At 63.2% G+C, this 15,650-nt stretch carries 13 protein-coding genes; 5 read left to right on the top strand and 8 right to left on the bottom strand.

From position 1 onward, the window contains the following. The first annotated feature begins 62 nt into the window (after nt 1-62). From CR919_RS09085 to CR919_RS09095, 3 genes are all read left to right on the top strand, one after another. On the top strand, nt 63-938 hold the full coding sequence (locus CR919_RS09085; RefSeq protein ID WP_243380022.1) for an OST-HTH/LOTUS domain-containing protein: 876 nt from the start codon (nt 63-65) through the stop codon (nt 936-938). Nucleotides 939-1,418: 480 nt separating this feature from the next. Then, a complete protein-coding gene (locus tag CR919_RS09090) occupies nt 1,419-1,775 on the top strand; it encodes a hypothetical protein (RefSeq protein ID WP_099819739.1) in 357 nt (118 codons plus the stop codon). Between the two features lie 4 nt (nt 1,776-1,779). Further along, nucleotides 1,780-2,331, top strand: coding sequence for a cold-shock protein (locus tag CR919_RS09095; RefSeq protein WP_243380024.1), 552 nt, complete (start codon nt 1,780-1,782; stop codon nt 2,329-2,331). Between the two features lie 484 nt (nt 2,332-2,815). On the opposite strand, the gene CR919_RS09105 is transcribed toward CR919_RS09095, so the two are convergent. Together CR919_RS09105 and CR919_RS21195 are read right to left on the bottom strand one after the other, a co-directional pair. Beyond that, nucleotides 2,816-3,076: a hypothetical protein gene (locus CR919_RS09105; RefSeq protein WP_099819741.1), complete on the bottom strand. Its 261-nt coding sequence runs from the start codon at nt 3,074-3,076 to the stop codon at nt 2,816-2,818. Nucleotides 3,077-3,274: 198 nt separating this feature from the next. Then, nucleotides 3,275-3,718: an Imm57 family immunity protein gene (locus CR919_RS21195; RefSeq protein WP_165787255.1), complete on the bottom strand. Its 444-nt coding sequence runs from the start codon at nt 3,716-3,718 to the stop codon at nt 3,275-3,277. Between the two features lie 539 nt (nt 3,719-4,257). Here CR919_RS21195 and CR919_RS09115 point away from each other — a divergent pair. Next, complete coding sequence (locus CR919_RS09115) at nt 4,258-4,920, top strand: DUF1629 domain-containing protein (protein ID WP_165787256.1); 663 nt, start codon at nt 4,258-4,260, stop codon at nt 4,918-4,920. Nucleotides 4,921-4,961: 41 nt separating this feature from the next. After that, nucleotides 4,962-7,679 carry an XVIPCD domain-containing protein gene (locus tag CR919_RS09120; RefSeq protein WP_099819744.1) on the top strand — a complete coding sequence of 906 codons (2,718 nt, stop codon included), beginning with the start codon at nt 4,962-4,964 and terminating at the stop codon, nt 7,677-7,679. Between the two features lie 39 nt (nt 7,680-7,718). Here the strand turns inward: CR919_RS09120 and CR919_RS09125 are convergent, their stop codons facing one another. The 6 genes from CR919_RS09125 to CR919_RS09150 all read right to left on the bottom strand — a co-directional run bounded on the left by CR919_RS09125 (nt 7,719) and on the right by CR919_RS09150 (nt 15,555). Beyond that, on the bottom strand, nt 7,719-9,098 hold the full coding sequence (locus CR919_RS09125; RefSeq protein ID WP_243380026.1) for a hypothetical protein: 1,380 nt from the start codon (nt 9,096-9,098) through the stop codon (nt 7,719-7,721). 74 nt (nt 9,099-9,172) lie between these two features. Next, the gene (locus CR919_RS09130; RefSeq protein ID WP_099819745.1) at nt 9,173-12,238 is read right to left on the bottom strand and encodes a TonB-dependent receptor; all 3,066 of its coding nucleotides are present in this window, start codon (nt 12,236-12,238) and stop codon (nt 9,173-9,175) included. A 113-nt stretch (nt 12,239-12,351) separates the two neighbouring features. After that, complete coding sequence (locus CR919_RS09135; RefSeq protein WP_099819746.1) at nt 12,352-13,386, bottom strand: FecR domain-containing protein; 1,035 nt, start codon at nt 13,384-13,386, stop codon at nt 12,352-12,354. 2 nt (nt 13,387-13,388) lie between these two features. Beyond that, nucleotides 13,389-13,913: a sigma-70 family RNA polymerase sigma factor gene (locus tag CR919_RS09140; protein WP_165787257.1), complete on the bottom strand. Its 525-nt coding sequence runs from the start codon at nt 13,911-13,913 to the stop codon at nt 13,389-13,391. An 11-nt stretch (nt 13,914-13,924) separates the two neighbouring features. Then, a complete protein-coding gene (locus tag CR919_RS09145) occupies nt 13,925-14,749 on the bottom strand; it encodes a hypothetical protein (protein WP_099819748.1) in 825 nt (274 codons plus the stop codon). 248 nt (nt 14,750-14,997) lie between these two features. Further along, a complete protein-coding gene (locus CR919_RS09150; protein ID WP_099819749.1) occupies nt 14,998-15,555 on the bottom strand; it encodes a hypothetical protein in 558 nt (185 codons plus the stop codon). Nucleotides 15,556-15,650: the final 95 nt, after the last annotated feature.

A 15,650-nucleotide genomic window follows, 5' to 3' on the forward strand; every position in this document is an offset into this window, starting at 1 on the left:
AAGGCGCCCTCTCTGGCCCGTCCTGCGCTTCTACCAGCCCACGCGGTAAAGTTGCGTATCCCATGCTCAGGTTTGCCATGCCAGCACTCGACCAAGATGACATTGCCGGCGCACATCAAGAAGTACAACGACTTCTTGGCCGATGCATTCTGCGCCTGCAGCAGTACGAGCAATTGCTGAAGGCCATGCTTGCCGTGAGCAGCTTCTCGGGTACCGCGGAAACACTGCCATTCGCCTTGGATAATCGCAGGGCTGAGATCAGCGGCAAGACAATGGGGACGCTGGTCGGCCGCCTGACGACCGAGTACGTGACGAAGGAAGGCGGCGAATTCCCCGACGACGTTCCGGTTTCTCGGCCCGATTCATGCTTTTTCGCTTTCCGGATGCAGACCAGTCTTTCAGATGAAGCGCATGCGGCCCTCCAAGCCGATCTACGCGAATTGGTGGAAATGCGGAACGCGCTTGTCCACAGCTTCATCCAGCAGCACGACCTCCAGACTGTCGATGGATGCCTGCAGGCCCAGGATGCGCTCAGCAGCTCTTACACCAAGATCGACCATCACCTCCAACAACTGCGCCCCCTCGCTGAAGATATGGACAGGACGAGAGCTGCGTTTGCGGAGTGGATGCAATCACCCGAACTCCAAGAGCTTGTGGGTAATGGCATCGCGCCTGATGGACAGATCCACTGGCCCATCGCGGGTATTGTCAGTGCGCTGAGGCAAGCCTGCCGGGAACGATCCATCGATGGCTGGGTGAATCTGGACACTGCGGCTCGTTGGGTTTCCGAGCATCATCCGGAACAGACCCCGAAGAAGTACGGCTGCGCCCGCTGGCGGCATGTCATTCACGAGTCAGGGCAGTTCGAGATGCGGCATTTCACTCACGATGGACAATTCGGGGCGTGGTTCCGCGAGCGCGTCAGTTCGAAGAGTTGAAGAGGCACTTCCGCCAGCAACAGCCATGGCAGCCACGAGCCGTTACCGACTGCACGATGTCGCATTTGCCGCACCCTGCATCTTTGGCGGAAGGTTCTGACGACTCCGTCCCAGAAGTGCCGTTTTCCTAGCACAGCAAGGCGCTCGCCCCTTTCCGCGCTATGCCACAATGCCAAAAACGTCTTGGGTTTTGGCGGCATTGACCCCTCCCCCTTGGCATTCCGCACAACAGCAGGTAATCGTTACTGCGCCACCCTGCATCGGTGGCCGGGCCTCGAAAACCCGCTGTTGTGATGATGTTTACGCTTGCCAGCCGGCACCGCCCTGCGTGGTGCCGGCTGGCAATCCGTCTGCCGGCTATGGCGGGCGGTGCGTGGGGGCCTTGCGCCCGCCGGGGATCATCACACGCCGGTTTTCGAGCCACGCATCGTCCGCCACCTTTATCGGTGGCGGCTTCTGCCTGCTTGCACGGAGCCTGCCATGACCACGCCGCACTCCCCTCCCCCGCGCCCCATCCAGGAGGCGCCCTCGCCTGCACCTGCTCTGGACCCCAACAGCCTCATCGCCATCCTGCGCAGCATCGGCGCAGGCGCTGCGGCCGATGGCCAGCCGTGGCCCGAACGCCATCACCTGCGCAGTCGGCAGATGCAACTGTCGGACGCCGACTGCGCGCTGACGGGCCAGCGCATCGTGCAGGAACTCCTGCTGGCCGCCGAGCGCACGCGCCAGAACGGTGAGCCCGACCAGTACGTGGGCGACCGGGTGATGGAAGGGCTGGTGATGGCCGATATCGCACTTACCGCCTTCATCCACGAACGGGTGCGCCCACGGGAGTGAGCGCATGAAGAAGTGCGGTTTTGCCGCGGTGGCGGCGTGCATCGTCCTGATCGGCGCGATGTGGGCAGGCTGGCCCGAACCGGCAGGCGAGCAGGTGTGGGCCTACCAGAAGCTGCGCCCGGCCGATTACCGGCTACTGCACAGTGATGCACTCGGCTTCGTTACCGCGAAAGAGGATGAGGGCTTTGAACTGCACACGCGCTATGCCGGTGTAACGTCCTTCGAGATCCGGTGCAAGGGCGTTCTGGTGATGGACGTGGAGAATGCCCCCTCACGCGTGCTGATCCGGATGCCTGCCGATGCACTGTGGCGGGCGCCGGATATCGAGCGCCTGCGTCTCAGCTTCGTGCGTTGGTTGGATCTTCACCAGAGCCAGGGGCAGCTGCTGGTGGAAAGTGCTGGGCCATCGTGGGTTGAGGCGCGGTTTGGGCGCTTCGGCGGGGCGCTGCCCGGTGGGCAGCGGTGCTTGCTGGGTTCTGGACAGTCCTTTGCAGGAAGCTCTATAGCCGCCTCGCCAACAGTCGAGGCCCGAATGCCATCAACGGAAGATCAATAAGACGACACCGACTGCGCCTAAAGACTCAACGCCCGACCTTCAACATATTCTTCGCACACCCTGAGGTGAATGGCGGTAGAGCTACCTAGACTTTGGAGAACCTCACGAACAGATGACCAATTAAGCCCTCCCAACCCCGCGCCCACGCGAGGCAGCGCTATCTCAGAGATATCCTTTGACTCCGCCATTTTAATCATTTCCCGGAGACTCTTATCAATCGCCCAAAGCTCAGCCGGAGTCTTCCAGCTCTTCTGTGTCCCGAGATTGAAGACCGCCTGACCGGAGGACTCCCAGTAAAAAACATCGCCAAGAGTAAACTCCCCCGCCTTGCACCTTCGGCGATACTCTTCATACATCGCCGGGAATCGTCCTTTAAAGGACACAGCAACCCCCTTACCCATAGCTCCAGCGCAATTACATCCATGAGCCAGCGCTACGACGCCTGGCGTTGCGAATATATCCCCACATTCAAACGTAACAGCCATTATTGCGACTTCCTCGCCCGACCCCAGACCACCTCAAAATCAGGAGCGGTAATCTCATGCTCTGTACCAAGGCCAATTATCGAAAGAGGTTGATCGGCGAGCATGAAACGATCATCGCTCTGCCCCTCCTTGTCGCACCAGATGATCGAATCACCGTAGATCTCCACCTGCCGAGTAATCTCATCACCTGTCGCCTCAAGAAATATCAAACCCTCCCCGAGAATGGACTCCGCACAGTGTTTAAAATATTTCCTGGTCATGGCTTCAATGTGGTTCCCGAATTGACAATGCGCCCTGAAATATCCAAAGGGCCCCCATTGGGGTGGAGATAAGTACCTGATCGAGGATTCACAATGTTCAACCCTGTAACATCGATCTCAACAAAGTGGCTCATCTTACCGATGCGGGCAGGGTTGCCCGGGCGAGCGAGTGTCATGGTGATCCAGCAAACACCAGACCTAGACACCATCGCAGTCATTGCCACCCTTCACCAGCGCCCCAACTTCCCGCAGGAACTTCTGGATATCCGCAGCTGAGCTGCACATGCTCTCCGGCGCGACGTCGAAGCTATTCCCCCCCGCCCGCTTCTGGAATGCCTCCAGTTCAGAGCGGCATTGCGCCGCCAGCTTCCTGGCATCCAGCTTCGCAGCAGCCTGAATCACCGGGCCGCCTCGCGAAGCGACATAGCATTTGTAGTCCTCTGAAAGTGCCCCGTCCATGCGGAAGCGTGAGAGTTCCAGCAAGTGTTTGGGGGCAGAAGGGCTTCTACTGCCGCCTATAAGGGCGAGCCCAAGTTCCGCGCCATCAGCCCCCGCGCATGCATAGGGGCTCTGCGAACACAGTGACCTGCTTTCCGAACTCTTATGCACGGCCAACGAGGCGAGAATGGCGTGCTCTGCCATCCTGATGTCCGCCGCAAGTCTCTGGGCCATGGGACGGGCCGACGCCGAGCTTACAAGCGCGACACATAGAGCGAGGCATGGAATGAGCAATTTAGCCTTCATTGACTTACCAGAGGCGTGGAAGAAGAAACGCACGAACGATCTGCAGGATGTGAAGCGCATGGTGCCGCATTTCAGGGTCCGATCCCACCGCTGATGCGGCAACGTTCTTATCCTGGACATGGAAACAAGCGTGGCGGCGCTGGCGGGTGGCGGCAACCCGCCCTGCTCCGGCGAAACTCCGCTCGCGCTCCATGGTGCGCTGCCTTCTTTTGGAAGAGCTTCCCGAGTGGAACCCACGACTGCGACGCAGGGGACCACGGCCGAGTCAGCCGCATCGCCAGCCATGCTGTCGCACGGTTGGCAGGTTTCCCCGTCCCGAATTTTCCCGAGATTCACTAAATCGGGTATCGCGGCACCGTTTCGGTGGAACTTGTGGCTGCGCTGAAGCCCCGCTAGCATCGGCTCAACAGCTTTCCCGTCCTGCCCCCGCATCCATGATGGAAGCCCCCGTGACCGAATCGACCCCCATTGAAGTTTCAGCCGAAGCCGCATCTCATCAGGGCGAATTCTTCCTGATCGACGCCGGCCTACTGGGCAATGGCAAGGTTCCCGGCATAGAGATCGCCAACGAAGAGAAGCTGATCGACCCGGGGATGAATGTCGTCTCACGTCCTGACGGAACGCCAGACCAGTATCCGGAACGTCCCCATCTGGTTCATGTACCGAAAAAGGGCGGAATGCCACGCGATCTGGAAGAGCTCGCTGGCATATGGATTGTGTCGGAGCCGTTGAAGCAGCTGTTTGAGCAGGTGGACGCCGAGGCGTTTGCATTTGTGGCCTGCGACTTCAGCCTTGCTGACGGCAGCCCTGGCCCTCGGTACTACCTGGGCAATGTGCTGCGCAGGCTCGATGCCCTGGATGAAGCCGCTTCCCGCGTGAGGATCAAGCTCGACCACAATTATCAGACCGGCGAGGACGAGAAGCTTTACAGCCTCGCCGGCGGAGCGAGCCTGGTGTTCAAACAGGATGTTGTGGGAGATGCCCATATCTTCCGCCAGGATCGCATGGGAGCACCGCCCATCTGCGACCGCGCGATGTTTGATGCTTTGAGTGCGGCCAACTTCTCCGGCGTACGGCTGCGCGATGTAGCCGATATTTAAGACGAGCTCTTTCAAACGGATTCTTGAATGAGGTGGTGCGCATGGCCGACACACCGGTTTTTCAGGGACACCATCTGATCGAACAGATTGCGTTCGAACAGAGCCAGCTGCTGAAGTCGCTTGCCAGGAGTGGTCATTTCGCGCTCCACGGCCCCGACAACATTCTCAACCTGCCCGCGAACCCTGCGCTGGCGACCAGGCTGAGTATTTCGCCACACTCAGGCGGGCCGTTGAGTGCGTACTCGGATCAACTGAAGTTCGTTCTCGACGACCTCGCGGAAACATCCGATGGCCGAGCCTTGCTGTCGAAGGACACGCCGCCGGATGTGCGGGCGGCCGCGGCCGAGCGTATGGGTGCCCGCATCCAGAACCTCGAACATACCCTTCGCGCCGGCATCCTCAACGGCGACCTGGTCACCAACACGCCCGAGAACATGACCCCGGCGGAAGCCAACGCCAAGGTCCGCACCTTCTTCTCTGATCTGGACGGCTACCAGCGCACCCACGCCACGCAGATTGCGGAACTGAAGACGCTCAATCCGTCCGAGTTGCGCTGGCGCGGCGTCACCCAGTCCGAAGCCAACGTGAGGTTGGCGCTGGATGCCATCGACGAACCCGGCAACTCCACCCTGAGCGAGCGCTGGGGTGGCCGCGCATCGTTGGGCACCGCCATTCAAGAGGCCAACCAGGGCGGCCGCCTGCCGTTGAGCGAGCACACCGCCGTCCGCGTGCGCACTGCGTTCAACCCGGAAATGCCACTGACCATCGTGCGCCCCGGCCCGGCAACCACGGCTCCGGAACTGGCTGGCACTGCAGGGCGAGCGGGTGCTGCGGAAGGTGCCGCCGAGGCTGCTGCCGCCGCGCGCGGACAGATTACCGGCGCCCGCGTACTCGGTGCCGCGGGCGTCGCCGCACTGGCCGTGGACTTCGCCATCACCGGCCACCGCGTGGCCGAGTTGCGCAGCGAGGGCAACGATGCCGGCGCAAAATCTGCTGCCACCCACTTCGTGGGGCGTACCGCGGGCGGCTTCGGCGGCGGTTTCCTGTTGGGCGCAGGGTACGGCGTGGTCACCGGCTCGTGGACCGGGCCAGGTGCGCTGGCTACCGGGCTGTTGGGCGGCGTGGCCGGTGGCTTTGCCGGTGAGTACTGGGCCCAGTACCAGGACAAGAAAGCCGTCTACACCCAGGTGGACCGCAGCGGCAACGAATGGAGCCGCGACCCGGAGGATGCAAAGGGCACCTGGAGCCGCAGCGTGCGCACGCCGCAACCCGATGGAAGCTACCGCGAGACCACGATGCTCGCCGGTGGCCGGCTGGTGGATGAGCTGAACTACAAAGCCGCCAACGACTCCTATTCGCTGGGCATGGCCAACCTGCCCAAACCGCAGAATCCCTTCAAGCTGGATGCAAGCGGAGAGAACACGCCCCCGCGCGAGCCGTTCGAAACCAACCGCCACTACGTGCGCAACCCGAACAACGGCGAATGGAACCTCTCCATCCACGCAGTGATTGATGGACGCGTCCCGTTGGACTACAGCGTGTCCGTCAGCCCGGAAAAGGCCGGCCAGCTGGAACTGGAGTCGCAGCGCATCATTGCCCAGAACGCCGCCAACACGCCGGAGGCGCTCGCCGCCCGTTACCAGGTGGCGTTCAGCCAGTACAACTGGCACGAGTTCGCCAGCATCGAGCCGGTACCGGAGGTGATCACCAACGCGCAGAACCAGACGCAACCCTTGCGCGCCTCGAACGGCGAGAAGTACACACAGGATGCCAACGGGCAGTGGCACACCCCGGGCTGGGTGTATGGCACCAACCCGGCCGAAGGCAGCATCATCGAGGAGCTCAATCGCACGCGTCAGAGCCAGCAAGCCGGTGTGCAGGAGCTGGCTTCCATGGCGGACATTGCCCGGGCCAATCCCACGCCAAAGGAGTACGGCCTGCGCAGCCAGGTGGTGGACGCCTACCAGAGCGCCGGCATTGTGCGGAACGCAGAAGAAATTGATGACGCTGTAGCTGCTGTTGCCCAGGATCACGCACGCACCGTGCCCAGCTTCGGCACTTTCATGCTGCAGGTACAGAAGGATGGCTCGCTGGCCACATTGGCCGGGAAAGATGACGAGCGCATGCAGATCGTTTCCGTTACCACGCCGGCGGAGATTGCACAGGTACACGTGCAGCGCACGACTGCACCGCAGGAACAGCCACCCACGGGCATCCCGCCGCGCGCGCCCACCCCACCTGAGCCTGCACCGAGCGCACCACCGCCACACACCACCACGCCGCCTGCACCTGCCACACAGCACAAAACTGAAGTAGGCCAACACCACAGCACAGCCCCACGCCCGGAGGACGCCGGGCTGCTGGGGCAGTTGCGCTCGTCGGTGGCCATGCTGGATGAAAAGAACAACAAACCATGGGACCAGAGCAGTGATCGCCTGCTGGCCAGCGCCTACAGGCTTGCGGCAGAGGCCGGGTTCAAACCCGGCGACAAAATAGACATGGCGTTGAATGAGGCCACCGAAACCCGTGCTGCGGGTACCACATTGTTCGTGACGCGCTCGGGGCCGGGCGCGTCATCAGACCCCGCCGCCAACCGGGTGCAGATGCCGACGCAGGACGCGCTGGCGGCGGCACCGGAGCAGCAGTATGCCGCGGCCAACCGGAGCCTCGGTGCTCAGGACCAGGAGCGGTCACAGCAGCTGGCACAAGCGCAGACGCAGGAGCAGGAGCAGAGCCGGCAAGGACCGCGGATGGGCTGATGGCAGCCCTTCGCCGCTGAGCAGGTACGACGCTACGGATCAGCTGCCGTTGGGGTGTTGGTCAACGCGCACAAACACCGGGTTGGAGTAGAACCACAGATCCTGCCAAGGGTCGTCGCCGGGTGCGTCCCACACCGCCTCAACAGCCCCGGTGCTGTTACCCCGCACCCGCACGAACCCGCCGTGCGAGGGCACCGGCAGCGACCAGCGCGCTATGGTCCACTCGCCGTCGCGCGACCACGTGGTGGCATCAAACCCGCGTCGCTGCATCTGCACGCTGCCGTCGTCCCCCTTGCCCCCCACAATCAGCTCGATGCGCTTCAACGCCGGGTGCTGCCCGTTGGCGTTGGCATGCGTCGGCTGCCGTACCCGTACCTCCACCTGCATGGTCTGCGTGGCGGCAAGCGTTACCGTATCGCCCGGGCCGCCGCTGGTATCGCCAGCGGTCACTCGCAGCGACAGCGCGTCGATCAGGTCGCCGGTCACGGTGAACATGCGGCCGTGGCGCAACGCATCGAGGATGTCGTCCGCTTCCGGCCGCGCCCAGGTGTAGGTCTTGCTGTACTCCCCCGGGTCATAGTCGCGCCCACCGTCGCGCAGGTTCACGTGCGAATCGGAATTGGCGGTGATCCAGAAGCGCATGCCCTCGGCCAGCATCTGGTCCCAGATGCCTCCCACCTGCGCGGTCATCTGGTCGTAGCCCCCCATCGTGGGTGCGTCTGCGTTGCGGTACAGCCCGCGCTCGGTGCGGATGGCCTGGTGGCCCGGCGCCCCCTCCATGCCCACCAGCACGTTCGGTGCGGCCGCGTGCCAGCCGCGCAGTTCGTCGGGCGTCACCTCACCCCATTCGCCCACGCCGGTTGCGGTGCGCGACGGGTGGTTGATGAACATCAGCGGTGCGGGGCTCAGCCCGCGCAGATAGGCCAACGCCGCCTGCATCTGCGCTTCGGTATCGCGGCTGCCTTGCAGCGGCTCGCTACGGCTGAAGTCGCGCTCTGCGGCCACCAGCTGGTCCCGCTCTGCCGGGCCGGGCGCGATGATCAGCGAGGCGTGCTCGCCGGCCGGCACATCGAATTCCATGCCATTGAACTGGATCACCTCGGGAACATCGGCGCGTGCCTGCACCAGCGCGGGATAGGCGTGGTCGCGGGTGACCGCAGCGTGGCCGGGGCCGCCGTGGTCGGTGTGCACCATCCAGCGCAGGCCGAAGGCTTTGGCCTGTGCGGCGTTGTGGCTGCGGCTGTAGGGCGAGTCGCCACCGCGCACCGGGGTGGGCGGCGTGGTGCTGTGGTCCCAGTCCACGCTCCATTCGCTGTGTACGTGGTGGTCGCCGGCCAGCCATTGGCGGCCGCTATCGGCCGTGGACGCAGATGCATGCGCCGACACGGCAAGCACTGCCAGCATCAGATGATTCTTCATGATGAACTTCCTGAAATGCGCGCGGGCGGCATGCGGACCTTTGCTGTCCGCACACCGCGCGCGTCAACCTACGTTTAGAAGTCTGCGCGCAGGCCCAGGCTGATGCGGCGGCCAGAGGTTTCATCCATGGTCGGGAAGGCCGGGTCCATGGTGTAGCCGCTGGTGCGTTCGTTGGTGAGGTTGATGCCCTTCAGGCTGATCTTGATGTTGTCGGTGATGCGGTAGCCGATCGACACGTCCATCTGGCCATAGGCGTCGCGCCAGATCGGGTACAGGTTGTAGCCGATCGATTCGACGTAGGCGTCCTTGTGGTTGTAGGACACGCGGGCATCGAAGCGCGAATTTTCGTAGTAGGCGGTGAAGTTCCAGGTCTTCTCAGAAAGACCCGGCATCGGCGTGCGGATGCCCAGGTCCGATTCGCCGGCCAGCGAGCTGTCCAGCAGCGTGTAGTTGGCGTTGATGCCGAACCCCTCCAGCCAGGGCGCGAACATGTTCAGCGGCAGCTGCGCCACCAGCTCCACGCCGTCTACCTGGTAGGCACCCTTGGCATTCACCGGCTGGTACACGTCGAAGTCGTAGGTCCCGTTGAGGCTGCCGTTGGCGTTGTAGACCGCCACGTCTTCCACCACACCGGTAAGCGAGTTGATGACCACGCCGTCGATGTTCTTGCGGAAGTAGCTGGCGGCAAACAGCGCGCCGTTGTCCAGGTACTTTTCCAGGCCGATTTCCCACTGCTTGGCGTAGGTCGGCTTCAGTTCCGGGTTGCCGTCGGTGAAGCGGTAGGAACTCCAGCTGGCGGTACGCTTGTAGGCGATGTCGGTCAGCGCCGGGCGCATCATCACCTTGGATGCGGCTGCACGCAGCAGCAGGCCGGGGGAGAGTTCGGCGGTCATGTTGAAGCTGGGCAGCAGGTCGTCGTAGCTGCCGTCCTTCGACACCGGGGTATCGGTGTAGCCGGTGCTGCCGTTGGCCAGCTGGATGGGGTGATAGCCGAACGAATCGACCTTGGTATCCACATACCGCGCGCCGGCGTTGATGGTGAGCGGCACGCTGCCGATTTCGAAGGCGAAATCGGTCATGGCGTAGAAACTCATCACCTTCTCGTCCACCTGGTAGTACTGGCCCGGGTCGAAGGGAGTGTGGAACCCGTCGTAGCGGAAGGCGCTGCGGGCGTAGTCGTTGGAGATCTGCTGCCAGTTCAGCCCTTTGTTGGAATAGCGTCCGCCCGGCACGATGTCGCTGATGTTTTCCAGCGGGCTGTCGGCCATGGTGCGGGTATTGACCCAGGCGGCGCTGCCGGCAGTCGGCCCGGTGATCTTCAGCTCACCATACTGGCGCTGCTTGGAACGGTCGGTGTAGCGCGCACCGAACCTGATGGTATGCAGCGCCGGCAGGAAGGCCATGTCCAGCAGACGGGCCACGTTTACCTGGGCGGCGTACTTGTCGTCCTTCACTTTTTCCAGAGTGGTTTCATAGGCTTCGAACAGGTAGCGACGCGGGTCGTTGTACATGTCGAAGCTGCCGGCGGCGGCCGTGGGAAGGGTTTCACCACCGCTGCCGGTCCAGCGGGTGCGCGAGGGCGCATAGGCCACATGCTTCAGGTTGGAGAAGTCCGAGGTCTTCTCTGCACCGGAATAGCCCACCAGCGCATCCACCTGCCAGTTGTCGTTCTTCCAGTCCATCGCCAGGCTGTACTGGCTGTAGTCGGTCTTGTTGATGCGTTCCTTGCTGAGCATCTCGTGCTGGGTGGCGGTGTAGGACACATCGCGCAGCACCACCATGCCGTACTCGGACAGCGTGGTGTTGTCGTAGCCGTGGATGGTGTCGAATGTGCTGCGGCTGGACGCGGAATAGGCCGCCGCATCGTACTCGTCTTCGGTGCTGTCGTAGCCACCCACCATGGCATCGAAGGTCAGGCTGAAGTTGCTGCTGGGCTTGTACTGCAGCGAACCGGTTGCGCCCCACTTGTCCTGTTCGTTGAGGTAGACGCGGTCGCCCACCTTGTCCTGGAACACCACGCGGTTGGTCTGGTCGGCATCATTGCGGTTAGTGATGTTCACGCCTGCATCGCGCCGCAGCACGGCCTGTGCCTGGGTACCACGGGTGCCAGAGGCGGTAAGAAAGCGCGAGGACGGGCGGAAGTTGATGCCCGAGGTGGAGTCGGTGCGGTTGGTACGCTTGGACTGCGAGTAGGACACCAGCGCGCCCCAGTCGCCCCAGGTATCGGCAGCGAGGAAGGCAAAGCGCGGGTCCACTTCTTCGGAAATGCTGTTGTGCGCGCCCTCGGCAGAGACCACCAGCTTGCGTTCGTTGTAGTCGAACGGGCGTGCGGTGGAAATCTTCACCGAACCGGCAATACCGCCCTCTTCATCGGCAGCGGTAGGCGATTTCTGCACGGTCACCTGCTGGATGATCTCCGAGGCGAACATGTCAAATTCAACATCGCGCCCACCACTGCCCGAAGCGGTTGCCAGGTCGTTGATGGAAACGTGGGTGTATTCCGAAGGCAGGCCACGCACGTTGACCTTGGTGCCCAGGCCCTTGCTGCGCTCGATGGTGACGCCCGGCACGCGTTGCAGGGCTTCGGCGAGGTTCTGTTCGGGAAAGTCGGCCACGTCGGTGGCCACGATCGAGTCGGAAAAACCGACGGTGGCGCGCTTGATGTCCACGGCCTGTTCCAGGCTGCGGCTGTAGCTGCCGGTCACCTGGATGGTTTCCAGGTTGGCGGCTTCGGCAACGGGGGCACCCACGCTGCCCTGGAGCAAAGCGGTGCCCGCCACCAGCGCCGCACCCGTGGGTGCCTGTGCGGACGTCTGCGCCGGTGCGGCCGTGGCCTGCGCTTCGATGGTGACGGTGGTGGCGTTGAGGTAGCGGTAGCGCAGCCCGGTGCCAGCCAGCAGGCCGTTGAGCGCCGCATCTGCACTGAGCCCGGCAGGCACGCCCGGCGTGCGCGGGTTGCCTGCACTCTGGGCGTTGTAGACGAACTGCAGGCCGGTCTGGCGCGACAAGGCGTTGAGCGCCATGTCCAGCGGCTGCGAGGCGATGGCCTGGCTGGCCACGCGGGCCGGTTCTGCGGCGTGGGCAGCGGCAGCGGTGACCTGCAGTGCCAGAGCGATGGAAAGGAACAGTGTGCGGCGCATCGTGGGATCCAGTGAGGAAATGGCGGTGGTCGCGGAACGGGTGTGTTCCTGCTTTCCCCAACTACGAGGGCGCAGCGCGCCGATCGGGCACCGCTGTTTCGATGAATTTTTTCTTACAGCGGTGGCGCGGCACGCCGTTGCACGTGAATACCGTCGGCGCTGTGCTGGGTGACCAGCGTCGGCTGCTGGTCAAGAAACGCGCGCAGCGATGCCACGTCATCCGCACGCAGGTTGCCGGTCAGACGCAGCGCGCCGGCGTCGTCGCTCACGTGCAGGCGCAGGGTATTGCGCCGGTTGAAGCGGTCGGCCACGTCGCGCAGCGGTTCGTCGCGGAACACCATACGACCGTTCCACCAGGCGGTCATGCTGGCGGCGTCCTCCTGGCTGATCCGCACCTGCTGGTCGCGGTAGTCGACCTGCGCCGCCTGCCCCGCGCCCAGATCGGCCAGCATGCGGCCGCGCCCGCCATCGCCGCGCACGTGCACACGCCCTTCGCTGACGCCGATGCGCGCCTGCTCGCGCAGCAGCGAAACATCGAACGTGGTGCCGATGTCGGTGACCTGCAGGCCGGCCGCGTGCACCGCGAAGGGTCGACGGTCCTTGCCGACCACGAAACTGGCCTGGCCGCGTTCAAGTTCGACGCGCCGCCCCAGCAGGGACATGCGTACCGACATCTCGCTTTCCGCGTCCAGGTGCACCACGGTGCTGTCGGCCAGGGTGATCTGTCGCGGCGCACCGTGCGCGGCCACATAGTGCGCGGTGCGCGGCCAGGCCACGGTGGTGGCCAGCCCCACGGCCAGCATCAGCGCTGCGGCCACTGCAATGCGGGGCACCCCGCGCGCAGGGTGCTTGGCCCGCGTTGCCGGCGCAGCGGCCGAGCGCGGTGAAAGACGCACCACGTTATGGACATTGGCGGCTGGCGCGGGGGCCTGCAGCAGCGCATCCACATCAACCGGCAGGGTGCGCAGCGCATCCCCGAGCGCACTGGCTACCTCGCTGATGGCCATGTACTCGCGCAGGTGGTCGGGCGAAACCAGCAGCCACTGCATGAAGGCACGCTGCTGCGAAGGACTGAGGTCGCCCTCGCGCTGCAGGGCATGCCAGTGCGCGGCGGCCTGGGTGAGCGCCGTGGGATGTTCAACGCGCATGCTTACGGCCTCCCTGCCGGTTCGGCCATTGCCCGGCGGCACACCGACAGCCCGCGCACCACGTGCTTCTTCACCATGTGCGGGGATACGCCCATGCGCTCGGCAATCTGCTTGTAGCTCATTCCATCGCGGTACTGCATGACCAGCACCGCGCGGGTGTGTTCGGGCAGGGTGGCCAGCAATGTCTGCAGGTGCTGGCGGCGCTGTTCGCGTTCGGCGGCATCTTCCACGCATTCCCCGCTGGCCAGACTCTGGCCCAGGTGTTCGATGTCTTCGATGGGCAGCGTGGACCAGCGCCGACGCGCGGCCTGCTCGCGCGCCAGGTTCTGCGCAACGGTGAACAGGTACGCTTCTGGATTGGCGATCGGCTCGCCATTGCCCTCATGCGCACGCAGCAGCCGCAGATAGGTCTCCTGCACCAGGTCTTCGGCATCCTGGCGCGCGCCACGGCGCACGAAGAAGCCGCGCAGCAATGGCGCGTGGTCTTCGAACATGCGCGCCAGGCGCCGTCTTGCCTGCTCGGCCACCGGTGTCGCCTTTACCCCCTGAAGTGCGCCGCAAGGTAGGCGTCGGAGATGACGAGCGGATGACGGTTGTGGTTCGGGTGGGGCATTTCCCGGTCAAGCGCTTGACCCAGTGTCGCTTCCTGCGGTGGCAGGGCTTCCCCGTACGCCCCTTGCACTCGCGCTGAAGCGGCGTAGCCAAACGCGCGCGCCGCGTTCTTCTCAGGCACCACTGACGTCTTGAAACGCAGCTTTACACCATATGCGCGCTGCAGCCTGGCGAGAATTTCCTGATACTTTCGCGCGTCCCGTGCATCCCCACGGATCCTGACTTCGGCCTCGTTGTCACCCACATGGCCGGTCAACCCGACGAAGCCCGGGATGGCTGCCTGTACTTCGCGGCGGATGTCTTCCAATCGGTTGGAAAATTCTTCGCTGGTGAAGGGATGCCCCGAGGAAAATTCCATGCGCACGCTCCCTGCCGCGGTCGCCCATTGCCGGGGTGCAACGGCGCCCTCGCCTTTCAGCCTCACCAGCACATGAAAGTCTGGCAACTGCTCGATGCTGATCCCGGCCAATCGCGCGACGTACTCCTGCTGGATGTCCTGGATGAGCGGCGCCATCGCAGTCTCCAACTGGATCCGTCGGATTGCTTCATCGACCGATAGAGAACTGACTCTGGAAAGAAGATTCCTGACCGCAACGGCCGTCTCCTCGTCCAGCTCCCTCTGCTCCTTCTCTGAAGCATGCTGTTGAGCGTATGCAGTGCTGAAAGCCATGCCGCCGAGTAGAAGCGCCAGTGCACTCTTGAGAACCCTGCTTCCCTTCATTTGGCTTTCCCCAATAAATACCCATCGCATGATGACTGCTGCGCATGCCCTTTTTGCTCCATGTCGTGGCGCTGATGGAGAGCGCAGAGACCTATATCTAGCGCAGGCAGATGCAGCACTTCCATCGTCCGCGCCTCCAGACTCTGGCTCAGACGTCGAATCGAGCGTCCAAGTGGTGGCTGCCAGCCAGCGGCAGTTGCCACGCAGGCGCATCACTTGCAAGTCCCGATGGCATGCATGAATGGATCTACAGGACGCGCCCCGCATAACGCGGGATCTCAGGGACCGAACCCCAGCGCCATTGCAACGACTTCTGCATCCTTGATGTAGAAGCATATGCTCGATCCGCTGCCCGAGAACCCACAGATGCGCTCGACATTGAAGCTGCCCAGCGTTTCCTGCTCAGTGTGGATCTGACCATACCTGCGCGCTGCACTAGCCGCCCGGGAAGCAGGGTCACCGATTGCAACTCCCTTGAGTTTCAGCTTCCGCAAGCTCTCGGTTCTACCTGCGGCAGGTTGCCCCATGCTGATCGAAGAAACGCGGATCTCGTCGACGGTTCGGTACTTTGATGTGACATCAGGATTGGAGGTAATCAGGACCTCCCATCGGGTAGTTGGGTCCAGGTATCTGCGCCGTATCAGCCCAGCGGCATCCACGATCTTTTCGCCATCGCCATATCGACGCACGACGTCCTGTTCGCTGTAGACGTGAGGAATGAAATCGCCGTCGCGGAATGCTTTCGATACAAAGTCCACACGAGAGATATCTGCAGCAAAGCCCACGGCTGCAGGCAACAGGCCCAGCGCAATCAGGATGAAAATGCGTGTCTTCATGACGTCTTCGTCTATCCATGGGAGGGGATGATCACAGGACAGCCGTGCGTCATCCGCTGACAACGATACGGGTTTCCGAGGTGCACTCGCTGTGG

It is taken from the genome of Stenotrophomonas sp. LMG 10879 (genome assembly GCF_002750935.1).
In the GTDB taxonomy this organism is placed as follows: Bacteria; Pseudomonadota; Gammaproteobacteria; order Xanthomonadales; family Xanthomonadaceae; genus Stenotrophomonas; species Stenotrophomonas lactitubi_B.